The following is a 15497-nucleotide window of genomic DNA, read 5'->3' on the forward strand; positions in this document are numbered from 1 at the left end:
GGCAGGTTGCCCACGTGTTACTCACCCGTCCGCCGCTGACCTTTCAAAAGCAAGCTTTTGAAAGGTCCGCTCGACTTGCATGTATTAGGCACGCCGCCAGCGTTCGTCCTGAGCCAGGATCAAACTCTCCAATAAAGAGTCTGAGCTTTTGCTCAAAATTTGCTAGCTTGTCTTACTTAAAATCATTTGTCGTGTTCCGAAGAACCGACGTTATGACGCTGTTGTTTTGTTTAGTTTTCAAAGATCATTTTCCGTCGCTCCGTGGCGACTTAATTACTATACCATGTTGTGTGTTTTTCGTCAACATGTTTTTTTAAGTTTTTGTTGCGAGCATTACAGCGACTTAACAAATCGTGTTTTGCAGCAACGAATAATAATATACCATGTTAACATAAACACGGTCAACTACTTTTTTAATATAATTTTAAATTCCTATTTTAAGAGGGGTTTCTTCTATATAGAAGTTATAAGAGCAACCTCTTACATATACGGTACCACCTGTACATTTCCTCAAACATTCTTAACAGAAAAAATCCCTGCCATATTATAGCAGGGATTTCAAACACTCTTTCTATTAATCTATTCAATCAAGAAAACAAAATACAGGATGAAGATGACAAACAACGCATACATGATCGGGTGAATCTCTTTTGCTCTACCTTTCATAATCATCGTAATTGGGTAGAAGATGAATCCTACTGCAATCCCTGTTGCGATGCTGTATGTCAGTGGCATTGCGATAACTGTCAAGAATGCAGGAACTGCAATCTCAAACTTGTTCCAATCAATTTTTCCAAGTGCCGATACCATTAACACACCGACAATGATTAGCGCTGGTGCTGTTACCGGTTCAGTGATCACGGATAGCAGTGGGAAGAACACTAATGATAATAAGAACAATCCTGCTGTTACGACAGATGCAAATCCTGTTCTACCTCCTGCTGCTACACCGGAAGATGATTCAATGTAGGAAGTAGTAGTGGAAGTTCCAAGTACCGCTCCGGCTACTGTTGCTGCAGAATCTGCGAATAACGCTTTTCCTGCTCGTGGAAGCTTGTTGTCTTTCATGAAACCTGCTTGATTTGCAACAGCAACGAGTGTTCCCGCTGTGTCAAAGAAGTCTACGAATAAGAAAGTAAGGATAACAACTAGCATTTGTATAGTGAAGATATCTCCTAAACTAGCGAATGCCGCACCGAATGTAGAATCGATGCTTGGAACGGCTCCGACAACTGAAGAAGGTGTATCAATCAGGCCGAATAACATACCAACTACTGCTGTAATGACAATTCCGAAGAAGATGCCGCCTTTAATGCCTCTTACCATAAGGATAACTGTGATTACTAGACCGAAGATTGCTAGTAATGTATTACCGTTTGTTAAATCTCCCAGTGCTACAAGTACTACTTCGTCTCCAACGATGACACCGGCATTTTGAAAACCGATGAAAGTAATGAAAAGACCGATACCTGCTCCGACCGCATATTTCAATTCCGCTGGAATAGCATTGATGATTTTTTCACGGATCCCGAATAGTGTTAAAAAGATAAAGATAATACCAGAAACCAATACTCCTGCTAGTGCTGTTTGCCAAGGAATGCCCATGCCAAGTACTACGGAGTAAGCGAAGAATGCGTTAAGACCCATTCCCGGCGCAAGTGCAATTGGGTATTTTGCATAGAGCCCCATGATCAAGCAACCAATTGCTGCGGATAGTGCAGTTGCCGTAAAGATCGCACCTTGGTCCATGCGAAGTGCATCTGGATAATCTCCTACACTTGCCAAGGAAAGCATAAGTGGATTTACCACCAATATATAGGCCATTGCCAGGAATGTCGTTAGACCTGCAATGGATTCTGTTTTGTAGCTTGTACCGTGTTTTTGAAACTCAAAATAATTCTTCATGCATAAATCCTCCTCAAGGTAATTCGTACAAATAAGAAAACGCCCCTGGCATAAACCAGGGACGTGAACAATTAACTGACGAGGATAGGAAAATGAGAGCTTATCTATCTGAAAAAGATAGATGTCCTACACAAGATCCTAATACCTCGTAGTCAAGCCGTTTACGGTAGCCTGGTAGAAACTTTTGGGCCATATTCCCAAATTTATACGAGATTTGAACTATAAATGTATGATAATTTCTGTTTTTATATTACCAAGCTCACAAAGATTCGTCAACATAAAAAACGAACATTCGACAAATAATTTTTACCATTGTTCGTTTTTAACCCAAAACAAAAGCCGACCAGGAGATCCCGGTCGGCTTTTTATTTACTATTCCCACTCAATCGTTGCCGGTGGCTTAGATGTAATGTCATACACGACGCGGTTGATGTGATCCACTTCGTTTACGATACGCGTGGAGATTATTTCTAGTACATCCCAAGGGATACGCGCCCAGTCAGAAGTCATTCCATCGATGGAAGTTACCGCGCGGATACCTATGGTGTAATCATACGTACGTTGATCTCCCATGACCCCTACACTGCGGATGTCAGGAAGTACCGTGAAGTATTGCCAGATATCACGGTCAAGACCCGCCTTTTTGATTTCTTCACGAAGGATATGATCGGATTCGCGAACAATTTCTAGTTTCTCATCTGAGATTTCACCAAGAACACGGATTCCAAGACCCGGGCCTGGGAACGGCTGGCGCCAAACGATTTCGTCCGGAATACCTAGTTCTGTTCCTAATGCACGAACCTCATCTTTGAACAATGTGTTCAACGGCTCGATCAATTGGAACTGCATGTCCTCAGGAAGTCCGCCCACATTGTGGTGGGATTTGATCGTTTGTGCAGTAGCTGTACCGCTCTCGATGATATCTGTGTAAAGCGTTCCTTGTGCAAGATAGTCGATACCTTCTAATTTAGAAGCTTCATCATCAAACACATAGATGAACTCGTTGCCGATGATTTTACGTTTTTGCTCAGGGTCAGAAACACCTTTTAGCTTGTTAAGGAAACGGTCTTTCGCATCTACTTTAATAACATTCATGTTGAAGCCTTCAGAGAATGTTTTCATAACAGCATCTGCTTCATCTTTACGAAGCAAGCCGTGATCAACGAAAATACATGTTAACTGGTCACCAATTGCTTTGTGAATCAACACAGCAACAACCGAAGAGTCTACTCCGCCACTTAGTGCGCAAAGAACTTTCTTGTCGCCAACAACGTCACGGATCTTCTGCATTTCGATTTCAAGGAAGTTTTCGATTGTCCAGCTGTCTGTGCAACCACAAACGTTATAGACAAAGTTTCTTAAAAGGTCATTACCATATACAGAGTGACGTACCTCTGGGTGGAATTGAACACCGTACATTTTCTTTTCTTCATTACTGATTCCAGCGATTGGACATGCAGGGCTTGTCAAATCAACTGCAAAGTCTTCCGGCTCTTTCACAACTAAATCGCCATGGCTCATCCATACGACTTGTTGTTCCGGGATGTCTTGATATACAGAAGATTGGTTGGATACTGTTGCAAGTGCTTTTCCGTATTCACGGTGACTTGCTTTTTCTACTATTCCGCCAAAGTGCATCGTCATCAACTGCATGCCGTAGCAAATTCCTAGAACAGGGATGCCAAGTTCAAAGATTTCTTCGTCACAACGGAAGGAGTTTTCTCCGTAGACACTGTTTGGTCCGCCAGAAAGGATGATTCCCTTTGGATTCATTTTTTTGATTTCTTCTGCTGTAATCGTATGTGGGTGTAGCTCGCTGTAGACACCGAACTCACGGATACGACGTGTAATTAGTTGGTTATATTGACTGCCGAAGTCAAGGACGACGACCATTTCTTGGATACCTTCCACCCGAATTCACCTCATAAGTTTATTATTTTTCGGAGCATATCTTTTCGTTTATTTTGACCTATAAAAGGAAAGATATGCCTTTCGTTTTAAAAAGGCTAATCTCTTGACTCCTGTAGATTTCCGTTCCAGGTGTTCGCTTTCCTAGGGGCGGTGCTTGAGCCTCCTCGGCTTCGCCTGCGGGGTCTCAACCTACCGCTATCTCCCTCAGGACAAGGAAAGCTTCGACAGCGATTCATCGCACGAAGAAAATGCGTTAGCATTTTCGAGGAGTCTCACACCTTGCACTCCAATCTACAGGTGGATAAACTATCACATTTAAAGTCGGAATACCCTTTAAAACACAAAAAAACTAGAATCTTCCCCTCATATATACATAAGAAGGCAGAATTCTAGTTTGCTAGTGGGGGCTTATATGGGTATAATGCGCCCTACCAGTATTAGAACTGCCTTCATAGTCGGGTAGTTGACGGCAACCCGGTAGAGACTCTCGAACCTTATTATCGAGGATATATGAAGCCAATAAATTATAGTTGTATTAATTTGACCTTATTCTATCAGTGTGTTTCTACTAGGTCAAGATGATGTCTTTTTAATTAAATTTTCCCATAATTCCACCGATTTCTCCCATTCTTGCTCTGACGAATCGCCACGGTATAGCACACGTTCGTATCGAGCGGTGAGCGACTGCATATCACCTGTGCTGTAATGATCGTCGATATACTTGGCATAGTCCCGAAGCGTCTGACCATCTTTACGGGTGAGACCGACGGCGTGCAATTGTCTCAACAGCGCTGGATACGCTTTGTTGAACGTTCCTTCATCCCTTTTTCCTTTATAGCGCAAGATATAGAAGTATGGAATCCACTTATTGCGACCGAAAAATAACAAGGCACCAGCAGCAAGTATCGACGACAAGAAAAGTGCTACTGGCTTCCAAGAGATATCCGCAAAATTCCACGTTCCATCATTAGAACCAGTTGCTCCAGCAGTCTCTTCATCTTCCCCAGGATCTAGCTCAGGAATATTACTTTCATCTGTTTCCGGCTGTTCCGGTTGTTCGATGGAATCGTCTTCTTCCGTTGATTCCCCTGTATTTTCTTCTACAGATTGATACACAAAGCTATAAGGATTAGAAAAACCGCTTGTTGGTTCGTATGTTACCCAACCAACTTCTGGATAATAAACTTCCACCCAAGAATGGGCGTTATTGTTTGTTACTTCAAAGAGGCGGGTGTTACTATCAGTCACATCGACAAATTCACCTTGCGTGTATCCCTTTACCCATCTTGCCGGTATATCAACAGCACGCAAAAGGGCAACCATCGAAGTCGAGAAGTTATCGCAATATCCTTGCATCGTTTCAAACAGGAATTGATCCACATAATCCTCATCCCCTGTTGGAACAGCAACTTCTGTTGTTTCATAGACAAAGTCGTTGTTTCGGAAATACCTTTCCACTGCGTTAACCTTATCAAAGCGGGAAGTGAACGACCCGGTTATTTCTTCCGCAAGCCCAACCACCCTGTCTGGCAAAGAGTCAGGCAATTGGGTGTAACGTTCCACAAACTCCTCGTTGCTTTCCTCTCCCGTTCCAGGCTGCGCTCCCTTTAATGCTTCTATATAATACCTTGGAAAATCATAGTTCATTTGGTATTCTTCTAGTTCTATCGTATCTCCATCTTCGTCCAGTGTTCGAATTTTCTCCGTACTCTCATCAAGGCTAAAATTGACACCCTCTTCTTCCACTTGGATTTCATTTAATCCCAGCGGATAATTAATATGAGGATAGGTTTTCTCCATTGTCAACGTAGCGGAATAAGCGTCTGTCGGAACTTCGTCACTCATCCAAGAGACCTGATCATTCTGTCCCCCGTCAAGTTCCGCACCTTCTCCCTCCGTTGAGTCCCAGCCTTTTCCGGTATAAATATCCTTCGTTTCCACACGCCAATAATGGGTGCGCGTCAGCTCTGCCTGGAACACGACACTATCATCAGGGACAAAAGGACCACCAAGGCGGGAGTCATTTTCGCCATACCCTATCTTACGCACACCATTGCCTGTTCCCGGACCATCTCCATTACCTATAGCCTTCAAGAAAGGCACAGGATCCGGCCAAACAGGTGCTGCTTTAGGCGAGAAGTAGCCAGCTGTAGCGGAAAGAAGAATGAAGATAATCAACGGAATCCCCCAGCCGATCAGGAGCTTTCCGCTTCTATATACCCCTTCCCGCTCTTTCAATCTTTCTAAATGGACAAATCCAACAATGGAAAGTCCGACAACAATCAACCGCATAATCGCTTCATTTCCTTGATACGGTGTGAAGGTATCTAGAATAGCAACGTAGGTGATTGTGAATATAACAAATAGCAACATTTGTTTGCGGTACAAGATCCAGTAGATTACTAGATAACTCACAAGCCATAGAAGAACAAATAGCAAGATACTTCTAAACAACCCTGTCATCGCAATCCAATCTTGCGCCCAAATGACATTTACATTATATTTCAAATCATTCCAAAGGTAGGCAAACCAGTCTTTACTCAGAAACCTGCCCTCCATATAGAGGATATGAATAAAATAAAACATAAACCCAAAATGGACGAAAAAGCTAAGTAATGGGAGTATTTGCAGAAAGGAAAGCGAAAAAGAGATAAGAAGGAAAACAACGAACACATACAAATTCGCGGTATCCGTTACATCCTTCAATGGCAGGATCCATTCAAGTAACAAAATAAACCCGAACACATGCATGAGTAAGGCATAACCGTTCCGCTGATATGGATTAGATTTCGCCATCGTTAACTCACCTCACTTATGACGTTACTTTTCGGCTTAGTCGGATAGACGGTCTTAATCAAAATATTTCTCCGCTTTAATAGATCCATATAAGCAAGTTCTTCACTCGTTAAACGTACTCCGTCATCCTTTGTAAGATGCACTTCTAGATGCAGGTGCCTAGAAGAGAGTTTCTCCAGGCTTTCCACCATGCCTCTGCCAAGCTTCCCTGTGATAAAAAGAAATGTAACGGTTGGCTGAAATTTGCCGATTTCCATTTCAATCACTTTGGAAAAGTCCCTTTTACTGTTCGGTTGGATTTTTGCAAGATGATAGTAAATTCCTGCAAACTGCTCTTCCCCGCTCCGCAACGTGTAGACAGATCGGTCTTCTCCAACGGACACTAGACCAACTTGCGACCCATACTTAAGAATAGCTTTGGTCATGGCAGCGCTATAACTTACCGCACTTTCAAATGAGGCGGGTTGGGAACGATCGATAAACAACATAACGTCATGTGATTGCTGCTGTTCAAATTCCTTGGTCATAATATCATTTCGACGGGCAGTTGCCTTCCAATCAATCCAGGAGAATCGGTCCCCAGGTTGATATTCCCTAACCCCAACGGTCATGGACGTATCACGAACCATCTTCATTTTGGAGGATGTGGACCCTTGATCAAACTTATTTTCGTGTTGTCTATATGTCATTTCTGTAAAACTCGGATACACCAAAAAGTGTTGATCCAATTCTACGATTCTCTCTTTTTCAATCAAGCCGAGGAAATCACCCGTCACTAACCGAATGCCTGTCAAAGTATGCTCCCCGCGCGGTACACGATCTAGCGCATATTGAATCGTAATCGTACTTTTAAACCACGGAAAAAGAATCCGTTTCGCCTGTTTGGTCTGCTGGCAAAATAACAGGTCGTTTGGAAGCACTTCTTCTATTAAAAGAAAGGCAAGTGGAACCGGCACCGTTCTCCTTAAAGTGATGGTTCCTACCAACCTATCCCCCGCTCGATATTTTTCCTGATTGATGGTTCTTGAGACGTCAAAATCCTTAAGTGGATATACTAAAATCAAAAAAGCATACAAGGCAAAAGGCAGGAAGCTGATGAATAAAAACCAGCTGACAAACCCGCCTTGGAACATGGCATAAACAAAAGTAGTGGCTACCAACAGCAGAAAAGAAACCAGTTTCCAGACTTTTTTAGCTTTCTGAAAAAATGCCTTCATTATCTTGTCATCGACCTTTGAACCGGAATCGGTGTGCGGTCAATCACCTTTTTCACTACTTGCTCCGCTGTCATTCCCTCAAACTTCGCCTCTGATTTCAAGATAATCCTGTGCGGCAACACGTAAGGAGCCAAATATTGAATATCATCCGGCACCACATAATCCCTGCCATGAATAAAGGCATATGCTTGTGCCGCTTTCATCAATGCCACGGAACCACGTGGACTTGCTCCCAAGTAAACGGATTGATGGGTACGCGTTCGATTAACCAAGTCCACGATGTACTCTTTTACCGTCACATCCACATGCACTTCTTTTACCTGCTTTTGCATTTCTTGAAGCTCTTCCAACGTAATAACCGATTGCAATTCATTGATCGGCTGTTTTTTTTCGGTTGTATGTAAAATATTCACTTCTTCTTGAGGCGTTGGGTAACCCATGTTCATTTTGAATAAAAAGCGGTCAAGCTGCGCCTCTGGCAATGGATACGTCCCCTCATATTCAATCGGGTTCTGAGTGGCCATAACAAAGAACGGACTGCCAAGTGATAGCGTGTTGCCATCCACTGTTACACTGCCCTCTTCCATTCCCTCTAATAATGCGGCCTGTGTTTTCGGTGATGTACGGTTAATTTCATCCGCAAGGACAATATTCCCCATAATCGGGCCCGGTCTGAATTCGAACTTTAATTCTTTTGGGTTGTAAATGGAGCTTCCTGTTACATCTGAAGGCAAAAGATCAGGAGTGAACTGAATCCGTTTGAAATTTGCCCCGACAGACTTGGCAAGGGAACGCACCATCAATGTCTTTCCTACTCCTGGTACATCCTCTAGCAATACATGCCCTCCAGCAAGCAAGGCAACAATACTCAATTCTGCCACATGTTCTTTCCCAATCATAACATTGCCAATATTATCTAATATTCGTTTTACTTGTAATGGTGAAGTTTCCAAAATCCGTACCCCCTAGAATCTATATTTATCTATAAATCGACAGAAAAATGATACCTAACCTACACTATATTCGCTTTTCTGGCAATAAAACCCTTTATTACCTATGCAAATAGTTTCAATTTTCCCTATATATAGAATAACAAAAAAAGGAGAAAGAATGGTACTAATCGCTCTCAGGGAAAAAATAGCAAACAATATCTAATAATAAAGAAGGAATTTCGTATTTTGTGTAGAATTTTCTACATATAAGAGGGTGTGACCAACTTAAACATTTACCCCTATATCAAAAGGGTTAAACTTTTAACCCGTGCATCCCTTAAAATCTTCACAGAGCATAGGGCAAACCTCTTGTTCTTAAAGGGATGAGACAATGGAAGTAAAACTGCAGCAGTCCGAGTTATCGAGCGAAATTGGAAGATTACTAAGAAAGCACTTTGGAAAAGGACCCGAGGCTGTCTTTGTAACTATCGCATCACCATATGTCATCATCTACTTACGCCACTTCCTATCTCCCATAGAAAATATGCTTCTCGAAGACAATCATACGATGACGGTCGAAGAGATACGAGATAAAATGATGCGTAAATTGAACGACAAAATAAAAGAAATGATTCATTCCGTTACAGGATTACCGATAAAAGAGTTCTATTATGACTGGACTTTCCAGAACGGATCTGGCCTCTTGGTCGGAGTCGAGGAAAAAACTGAGAGATTCTTTGAATACAATTATCCTAATCGACGAGAAATTGAAACCATCATCGCCAAAATCAGCGCCGAGGCAGAGAAACATCCGGACATTACATATTCGCATATGTTAAACGACCGTACGTTGATCATAATTAGAGAAGGCATCCTCGTTCGAATTGAGGAGCAACTTATTGAACTTGGATTTGAAGAAGCGCTGACTCTCGCAAAACGGAAACTGGAGAAAAATCTCCTATTCCAAGCGAAACCATCTTTTCAACAACTGTTACAAAAAGAAATCCAAGAAATATTTGTCAACTGGGACTTCACCCTAGACAAAAGCGTCATCGTATTTATATTGGCGCCACAAAAAAATAACGGGCAGTAATGATCTAGGCATGGAACTGGACATAAGCCAAAGAGAAGGCGGTACCCCATCCGCCCTCTCTTTGGCTTTTTTCGTTAATAGCTTACCTCTCCGCTTATGGCAAACTGCTTTACCCTAGGAGGGATGATTGAATGGATATTAAACACCAACTCACCATCAAAGACGACAAAGATATCATCATGGCCAGAAGACTTGGAAGAGAGATAGCCACCAATATGGGTTTTAGCTATATCGATCAAGTCCGCATTACTACCGCCATTTCAGAACTGGCACGAAACGTGATTAAATATGCCGGATCCGGAACTGTATGCATTGAAGTGATACATAAATACGCACCAGGATTAAGTGTAATAGTAGTCGATAACGGACCCGGAATAACCAGCATCGGCAAAGCATTGGAAGACGGCTACTCCACCTCCGATAGCCTCGGAGCAGGACTACCCGGAGTAAAAAGAATGATGGATGAATTTATGATAGACTCCGCGATGGAGAAGGGTACCAGAATTGAAGTGGTCAAATGGTTGAGGGGGTAGCGGGCTGTGGGGACAGGTTCCTCAACCCACCACCCTTCTACTAACCTACAAATCTTACGTATTAATGTAGAAATAAATGGATTGTCGTCGATTTAACATGATTTATTGAATAATTCACAGGGTTTATTGAATACTTCAGCGCATTTATTGAATAATTCAACGCATTTATTGAATACTTCTTGTTTTCCCCCACATTTTTACCCAACTGCCTTCCTTAAAATTCACTTCGAACTCACACCCACTCCAAAAACTCAAGCCTGTTTCCAAAAGGATCACTTACATAAATTCTATTTGCCCCAGGAAGATTGTCGTCCACCGTGTACTCCACCGCCCGCGAGCTCAAGTAGCTTTTATATTCTTCTATTTGATGTACCTCAAATGCCGGATGTGCCTTTTTGGCAGGAACAAAAGGCTCCTCCACCCCTAAATGAAGATGAACAGCCCCTCTAGCAAACCAAACCCCGCCTCTTTTTCTAAGCGTTTCCGGCTTTTCCACTTCTTCCAATACTAAAATCTCACCATAAAATCTTCGTGCTTCATCCTCCAGCCCCTTCGGCATAGCAAGCTGTACATGGTCGATTTTGTTGATAGTAAATGACATAAAAAACCCTCCTTTTGTAAGATGGTAGATTCTACTTCCATCTTACTCATGGAGGGTGATAATAGAAATGACGGTTATTTTATGAATAGCTATAAGCTTTCCTTATATATTCTCTTGTTTCAAACCATCAATGATATTTTCTTTCTTTATTTTTGATATAGAATATAGCATGGCCGAGCTGACGATAACGAAAATGGCAGCTATCACAAACAGGATATCGAGCCACGGCAAGCTAAAACCATATTCAAAGGTTGCGTTTACTGAGCGATATAATAAATACATAACACCTATACTGATCGGCAAACCAATTAGGAGGGAATTGACTCCATAAAAAATGCTTTCGTAGTTGATCATTTTGTTAAAACCTTTTGGGGTCATTCCGACAGACTTTAGCATCGCAAATTCCCTTTTCCGCAAAGAGATACCAGTAGAAATGGTATTAAAGATATTGGCAATGGAAATCAAGGAAATCAAGGCGATGAATCCATAGGTGAATACCGACAGGAACATGATCATTTGTTGGTCACGCTCTCTGCTTTCTACCGCGTTATAAATATACATCGAGGAAGGGACGACTTCCTCCAACGTTTCTTGCATCTCCGTTGGATCACTAGTATTCAAATACAAAGAGGATTGGACTTGGCTTGCCGCCCCCTCATTTAGAATACTATTGAACGTTTCCATGGGGACTATGACATCCAACCCACCAAGACTTGCCGTTCTGGTACCCATTAGAAGTTCGTCTGTAAGTGCGCCGATTTCCACATCCGAAAGAGTAGTGGTTTCGTTTGTATCATAGTCGGTAAATAGCAGCTCTATCCTATCACCTGGCTTTGTTTGGATCGATTCCGTTTCAACAAACTTAGATGCTTCGTAATCTTGATAGGAGATCGTATCGATAATGATAGCCTTCGGGTTATTAGGGTCCTGATAAATCGCAGGGTCTGTGCCGACTTTATCTGCATACTCCTGAAAACTGCTTTCACTTAAGCCATAAAAATTAATGTAAAATGGGTATTTTCCATCTTGGAGTGCCCCACCTTCCTTCTCTATATGTTCGAGTAATAATGGAGGAAACATCTCTTCATCTATTAAGGACGTTAACTGGATGGACTTGTGGAGGCTATGTTTCGTTATGCCTTCTAGTTGTACCAACGATTCCAAAGTGGAAATGTCCCCGCTTCCTTCTGAAACTGCAATATCAAAGTTGATGCCATCCTGCGACATTTCCACCGATCTGCTCAAATTCTGCGTAAAGAATGAAACGGATAGAAAAAGGACGATGCTGATAACGAGTGAGAACAATGTGGCATAGTACCTTTTCTTATTTCTTTTTACATTTTTTAGTCCGATTTCCGCTTCCAAGCCGAATATTTTTCTAACCAACTTGGATGTCTTGACCGCTTTGCCCGTTAGCTTAATATCCTGTGTCTGGCGGATTGCATCAATAGCTGAGACTTTGGATGCTTTACGAGCAGGCATGTAAGTGGAAACAAAAATGGTGGCACTCGAAATCAAGCAGGCAATCAGGACGGAAGCCGGCGTGACCACCACTTTAAGCTCTTCAGTTGCCCCCAATGCACCCGAAATAAAGGTGTTAATGAACATAAAGGTAATCGCTATCCCAACAAGACCGGCTAAGACACCGATCGGGATACTGATCAACCCAACGATCGCCCCTTCAAAGAAGACCGAATTACGTTTTTGCTTCTTGGTTGCCCCAACACTTGAAAGCATACCCAAATGCCTTGCCCGTTCGGAAACGCTGATGGCAAAAGCATTATATATCAGAGATACCGAACCAATCACGATGACAGCAATAATGATTCCCGCTAATGAATACATAGTCGTATGGAGATTATCGTTATCAGTGATACCATAATATCGGAGCAGTTCATCATTGAAACCTACCCCTACTATATCGTTTTGTTGTGCTAGTTGTTCCGCTTGTTTGAAAATGGAACGGTTTAGATCTTTAACCACCACAACGGCGTCAACATTCACCTTTTGATTCAGATTTTCCTGATCGATATAGTTGATCACCGTATATCCGGGTGCCCACGGATCCTCCCATGATGGTCTTTCCATTGTTCCTACCACCGTGAAAGTTTCTGTTGAATGGACCTCTAAGTTTTCAAGAAGTCCCTCTTCATCCCTTTGAACCGAATAGTTCTGCAATAATGGGTCGGGTTCACCTTCCATCATGCGATTCCCGATTGCAACGGTTATTTCAGTGCCGATTTCATAGTTAATGCCGGTGTCTTTCCCAATATGATCAGACACGACTACTTCATTTGCTGCTTTAGGCAGGCGTCCACTGCTTAACTCAATTGGAAATTGTTCAAATCCCTTTTCATTGTATCCTTTAAAAAAGAGATAGGGCTTATCCGTCACCTCATCACCTTCCAACATTGCATAACCCATATCGCTGGAAAGAATCAGGTCTTTCGTATCCCCATCTTCTTCAATTGCTATTATTTGCTCACTGGTGACATTTTTATATTGAACATGCCACTCTCCATTGTCTGCAATAGTTTGCCTTTTCAAAAGGTCTAGAAAGGAGACTCCTAGCGTCGCGACAGCCATCACCATCGCAACCGAGATGATGACACCAATGATGGTCACCATTGTCCTTCTCTTATTTTTCTTCAGATGCCTTAATGTCAGCTTATTGATGATGTTCATGGACGGATCACCTCGTCCTTGGCAACTTTTCCATCATTGATTTCAATGACACGGTCAGCCTGCAGGGCAATCCTTTCATCATGGGTAATGACAATAAGCGTCTGATTAAAGGTTTTATTGAACATCTTCAGAAGCTCCATGATTTCGCCGCTATTTTTGCTATCTAAATTACCCGTCGGCTCATCCGCCAGAATGATCGCAGGATTGCTAATAAGCGCCCTGCCGATGGATACACGCTGCTGCTGTCCGCCGGAAAGTTGATTTGGCAAGTGATTTAGACGATGATCCAATCCAAGTGTGGACGCTATATCACTAAATTGCTTCTGGTCCACTTTGTGTTCATCCAACAATAATGGCAGTGTCATATTTTCTTCTACTGTCAAAATCGGGATCAGATTATAAAACTGGTAGATCAACCCGATCTGCCTGCGTCTAAAAATCGCCAACTGCGTTTCATTCAATTGATAGATATCGGTGTTATCAACAAGCACCTTACCACTTGAAGGTCTATCCACTCCACCAAGTAAATGAAGAAGCGTTGATTTACCGGATCCAGATGGACCGATAATTGCAACAAACTCCCCTTTTTTTACTGAAAATGATACATCATCCAATGCCTTTACCGCTGTATCTCCCTTACCATAAACCTTAGACAGATTTTCTATTTGTAAAATGCTCATCGCATTCGCCTCCATATGTTAAATGTATCCTCAGTATATCTGCCTAAGATGACTATAAGGTGACTTTCATTGTGACAGTTTAGTCACTTAAGGGGACAGATTCATGTCCCACTGGACGAACCTATCCCCTACTTATCAGGTACGAGCCTTGTTATAAAACTTGATATGAAACTCGGTCCCCTTGCCTTGTTCACTTCTGACCTCGATATCCCCCTGTTGGCTGGTGATGATACTGTATGCCATCGCAAGCCCGATTCCAACGCTATCTTCTCCCGCATTTTTCCCTTTATAAAAACGTCTGAAGATATAGGGGAGATCTTCCTTTGGGATGCCATGCCCATTATTCCTTTACCTTTATCTCTGTGTAGGAGGGGGTTTTCTGAAAACGAAATGGATACCTGGCCGCCAACCGAAGTATGTTCCACACAATTTTTTAAAATATTTATCATCGCCTCTGCCGTCCAATGATTATCTCCTGTAAACGTGACAGTGTTGTCCCCTTCCACTAATAAGGTCTGTTCCTTAATGTCCATTGGAATTAACACAGACTGCACAGCCCTTTCAATAAGGCCCTTGACTGAAACATTGTTCTTTTTTAAAACTTGACAGTCCCGGCATCAATTTTGGATAATTTTAAAAGGGAAGACACAAGCCACTCGATTCTTTCTAATTGCACACGAATGTTCTGGGTGAATTCAGCACGCTTTGTTTCATGGAGTTTAATATCGCTGAGCAAATCCGCCATGACCATCATGGAGGTAAGCGGAGTTTTCAATTGATGCGAGATATCTGATATCGCATTCGTTAATTTGACTTTATCCTGTTCCAAATAGGAACGCTGCTCTGAAAGCATCAGAGTGACTTTATAGATATCACTTTTTAAAATACTCAGTTCACCCTCATAGTTGTCACGGACATCCAATTCATAATCTCCATTGCTGATACGGCGTAAGTACCCAGATAGTTTTTCGATTTCCCGGTACCTCCACTTGGTGAAGACCAAACTGCATGTAATAAGCAGCACGGAAGTAACCAAAACAAGTATTGCTGCAGAGGTGGACAAGAAAGCCGTTGCCCCGCTTAATACAGCGCCGATCAAGATCATGATGCTTACATATAGTTGAACTTCTCTGTTACGCCACAT

At 42.3% G+C, this 15497-nt stretch carries 10 protein-coding genes, 1 rRNA gene, 1 pseudogene and 2 riboswitches; of the genes and pseudogenes, 2 read left to right on the forward strand and 10 right to left on the reverse strand.

Going from position 1 to position 15497, the window contains the following annotated elements; genetic code table 11:
* The 6 genes from M313_RS0101260 to M313_RS0101285 form a co-directional block, all read right to left on the reverse strand.
* A 16S ribosomal RNA gene (locus tag M313_RS0101260) occupies positions 1-135 on the reverse strand; the annotation flags it as partial.
* 444 nt (positions 136-579) lie between these two features.
* A complete protein-coding gene (locus tag M313_RS0101265; protein WP_010191681.1) occupies positions 580-1905 on the reverse strand; it encodes an NCS2 family permease in 1326 nt (441 codons plus the stop codon).
* 129 nt (positions 1906-2034) lie between these two features.
* A riboswitch (purine riboswitch) is annotated at positions 2035-2136 on the reverse strand.
* A gap of 141 nt (positions 2137-2277) precedes the next feature.
* Entirely contained in the window at positions 2278-3798 is a 1521-nt protein-coding gene (gene guaA / locus M313_RS0101270; protein WP_034774042.1) for a glutamine-hydrolyzing GMP synthase, read from the reverse strand.
* A 450-nt stretch (positions 3799-4248) separates the two neighbouring features.
* A riboswitch (purine riboswitch) is annotated at positions 4249-4350 on the reverse strand.
* Positions 4351-4389: 39 nt separating this feature from the next.
* Positions 4390-6612 (reverse strand): transglutaminase TgpA family protein, encoded by a 2223-nt coding sequence (locus M313_RS0101275; protein ID WP_010191684.1) that lies wholly within the window; start codon positions 6610-6612, stop codon positions 4390-4392.
* 2 nt (positions 6613-6614) lie between these two features.
* Entirely contained in the window at positions 6615-7829 is a 1215-nt protein-coding gene (locus tag M313_RS0101280) for a DUF58 domain-containing protein (protein WP_010191687.1), read from the reverse strand.
* Complete coding sequence (locus M313_RS0101285; protein WP_010191688.1) at positions 7829-8782, reverse strand: AAA family ATPase; 954 nt, start codon at positions 8780-8782, stop codon at positions 7829-7831. The genes M313_RS0101280 and M313_RS0101285 overlap by 1 nt, the downstream gene beginning before the upstream one ends.
* Positions 8783-9152: 370 nt before the next feature.
* On the opposite strand from M313_RS0101285, the gene M313_RS0101290 reads away from it, so the two are divergent.
* On the forward strand, positions 9153-9854 hold the full coding sequence (locus M313_RS0101290; RefSeq protein ID WP_010191689.1) for a Na-translocating system protein MpsC family protein: 702 nt from the start codon (positions 9153-9155) through the stop codon (positions 9852-9854).
* A gap of 131 nt (positions 9855-9985) precedes the next feature.
* On the forward strand, positions 9986-10387 hold the full coding sequence (locus tag M313_RS0101295; RefSeq protein WP_010191690.1) for an anti-sigma regulatory factor: 402 nt from the start codon (positions 9986-9988) through the stop codon (positions 10385-10387).
* Positions 10388-10619: 232 nt separating this feature from the next.
* Here the strand turns inward: M313_RS0101295 and M313_RS0101300 are convergent, their stop codons facing one another.
* The 4 genes and pseudogenes from M313_RS0101300 to M313_RS22345 form a co-directional block, all read right to left on the reverse strand.
* Positions 10620-10988 (reverse strand): VOC family protein, encoded by a 369-nt coding sequence (locus M313_RS0101300; RefSeq protein WP_010191691.1) that lies wholly within the window; start codon positions 10986-10988, stop codon positions 10620-10622.
* 102 nt (positions 10989-11090) lie between these two features.
* A complete protein-coding gene (locus tag M313_RS0101305) occupies positions 11091-13673 on the reverse strand; it encodes an ABC transporter permease (protein WP_010191692.1) in 2583 nt (860 codons plus the stop codon).
* Entirely contained in the window at positions 13670-14353 is a 684-nt protein-coding gene (locus tag M313_RS0101310) for an ABC transporter ATP-binding protein (RefSeq protein ID WP_010191693.1), read from the reverse strand. Before M313_RS0101310 ends, M313_RS0101305 begins: the two co-directional genes overlap by 4 nt.
* Positions 14354-14488: 135 nt before the next feature.
* Positions 14489-15497, reverse strand: a pseudogene (locus M313_RS22345) (HAMP domain-containing sensor histidine kinase).

Origin of the sequence: Bacillus sp. m3-13, from assembly GCF_000175075.1 — a bacterium.
In the GTDB taxonomy this organism is placed as follows: Bacteria; Bacillota; Bacilli; order Bacillales; family Bacillaceae_I; genus Sutcliffiella_A; species Sutcliffiella_A horikoshii_C.

Coding starts and splice junctions, on each gene's coding strand:
- M313_RS0101290 (WP_010191689.1), top strand. CDS start 9,153: ATGGAAGTAAAACTGCAGCAGTCCGAGTTATCGAGCGAAATTGGAAGA.
- guaA (WP_034774042.1), bottom strand. CDS start 3,798: ATGGTCGTCGTCCTTGACTTCGGCAGTCAATATAACCAACTAATTACA.
- M313_RS0101295 (WP_010191690.1), top strand. CDS start 9,986: ATGGATATTAAACACCAACTCACCATCAAAGACGACAAAGATATCATC.
- M313_RS0101280 (WP_010191687.1), bottom strand. CDS start 7,829: ATGAAGGCATTTTTTCAGAAAGCTAAAAAAGTCTGGAAACTGGTTTCT.
- M313_RS0101300 (WP_010191691.1), bottom strand. CDS start 10,988: ATGTCATTTACTATCAACAAAATCGACCATGTACAGCTTGCTATGCCG.
- M313_RS0101310 (WP_010191693.1), bottom strand. CDS start 14,353: ATGAGCATTTTACAAATAGAAAATCTGTCTAAGGTTTATGGTAAGGGA.
- M313_RS0101275 (WP_010191684.1), bottom strand. CDS start 6,612: ATGGCGAAATCTAATCCATATCAGCGGAACGGTTATGCCTTACTCATG.
- M313_RS0101265 (WP_010191681.1), bottom strand. CDS start 1,905: ATGAAGAATTATTTTGAGTTTCAAAAACACGGTACAAGCTACAAAACA.
- M313_RS0101305 (WP_010191692.1), bottom strand. CDS start 13,673: ATGAACATCATCAATAAGCTGACATTAAGGCATCTGAAGAAAAATAAG.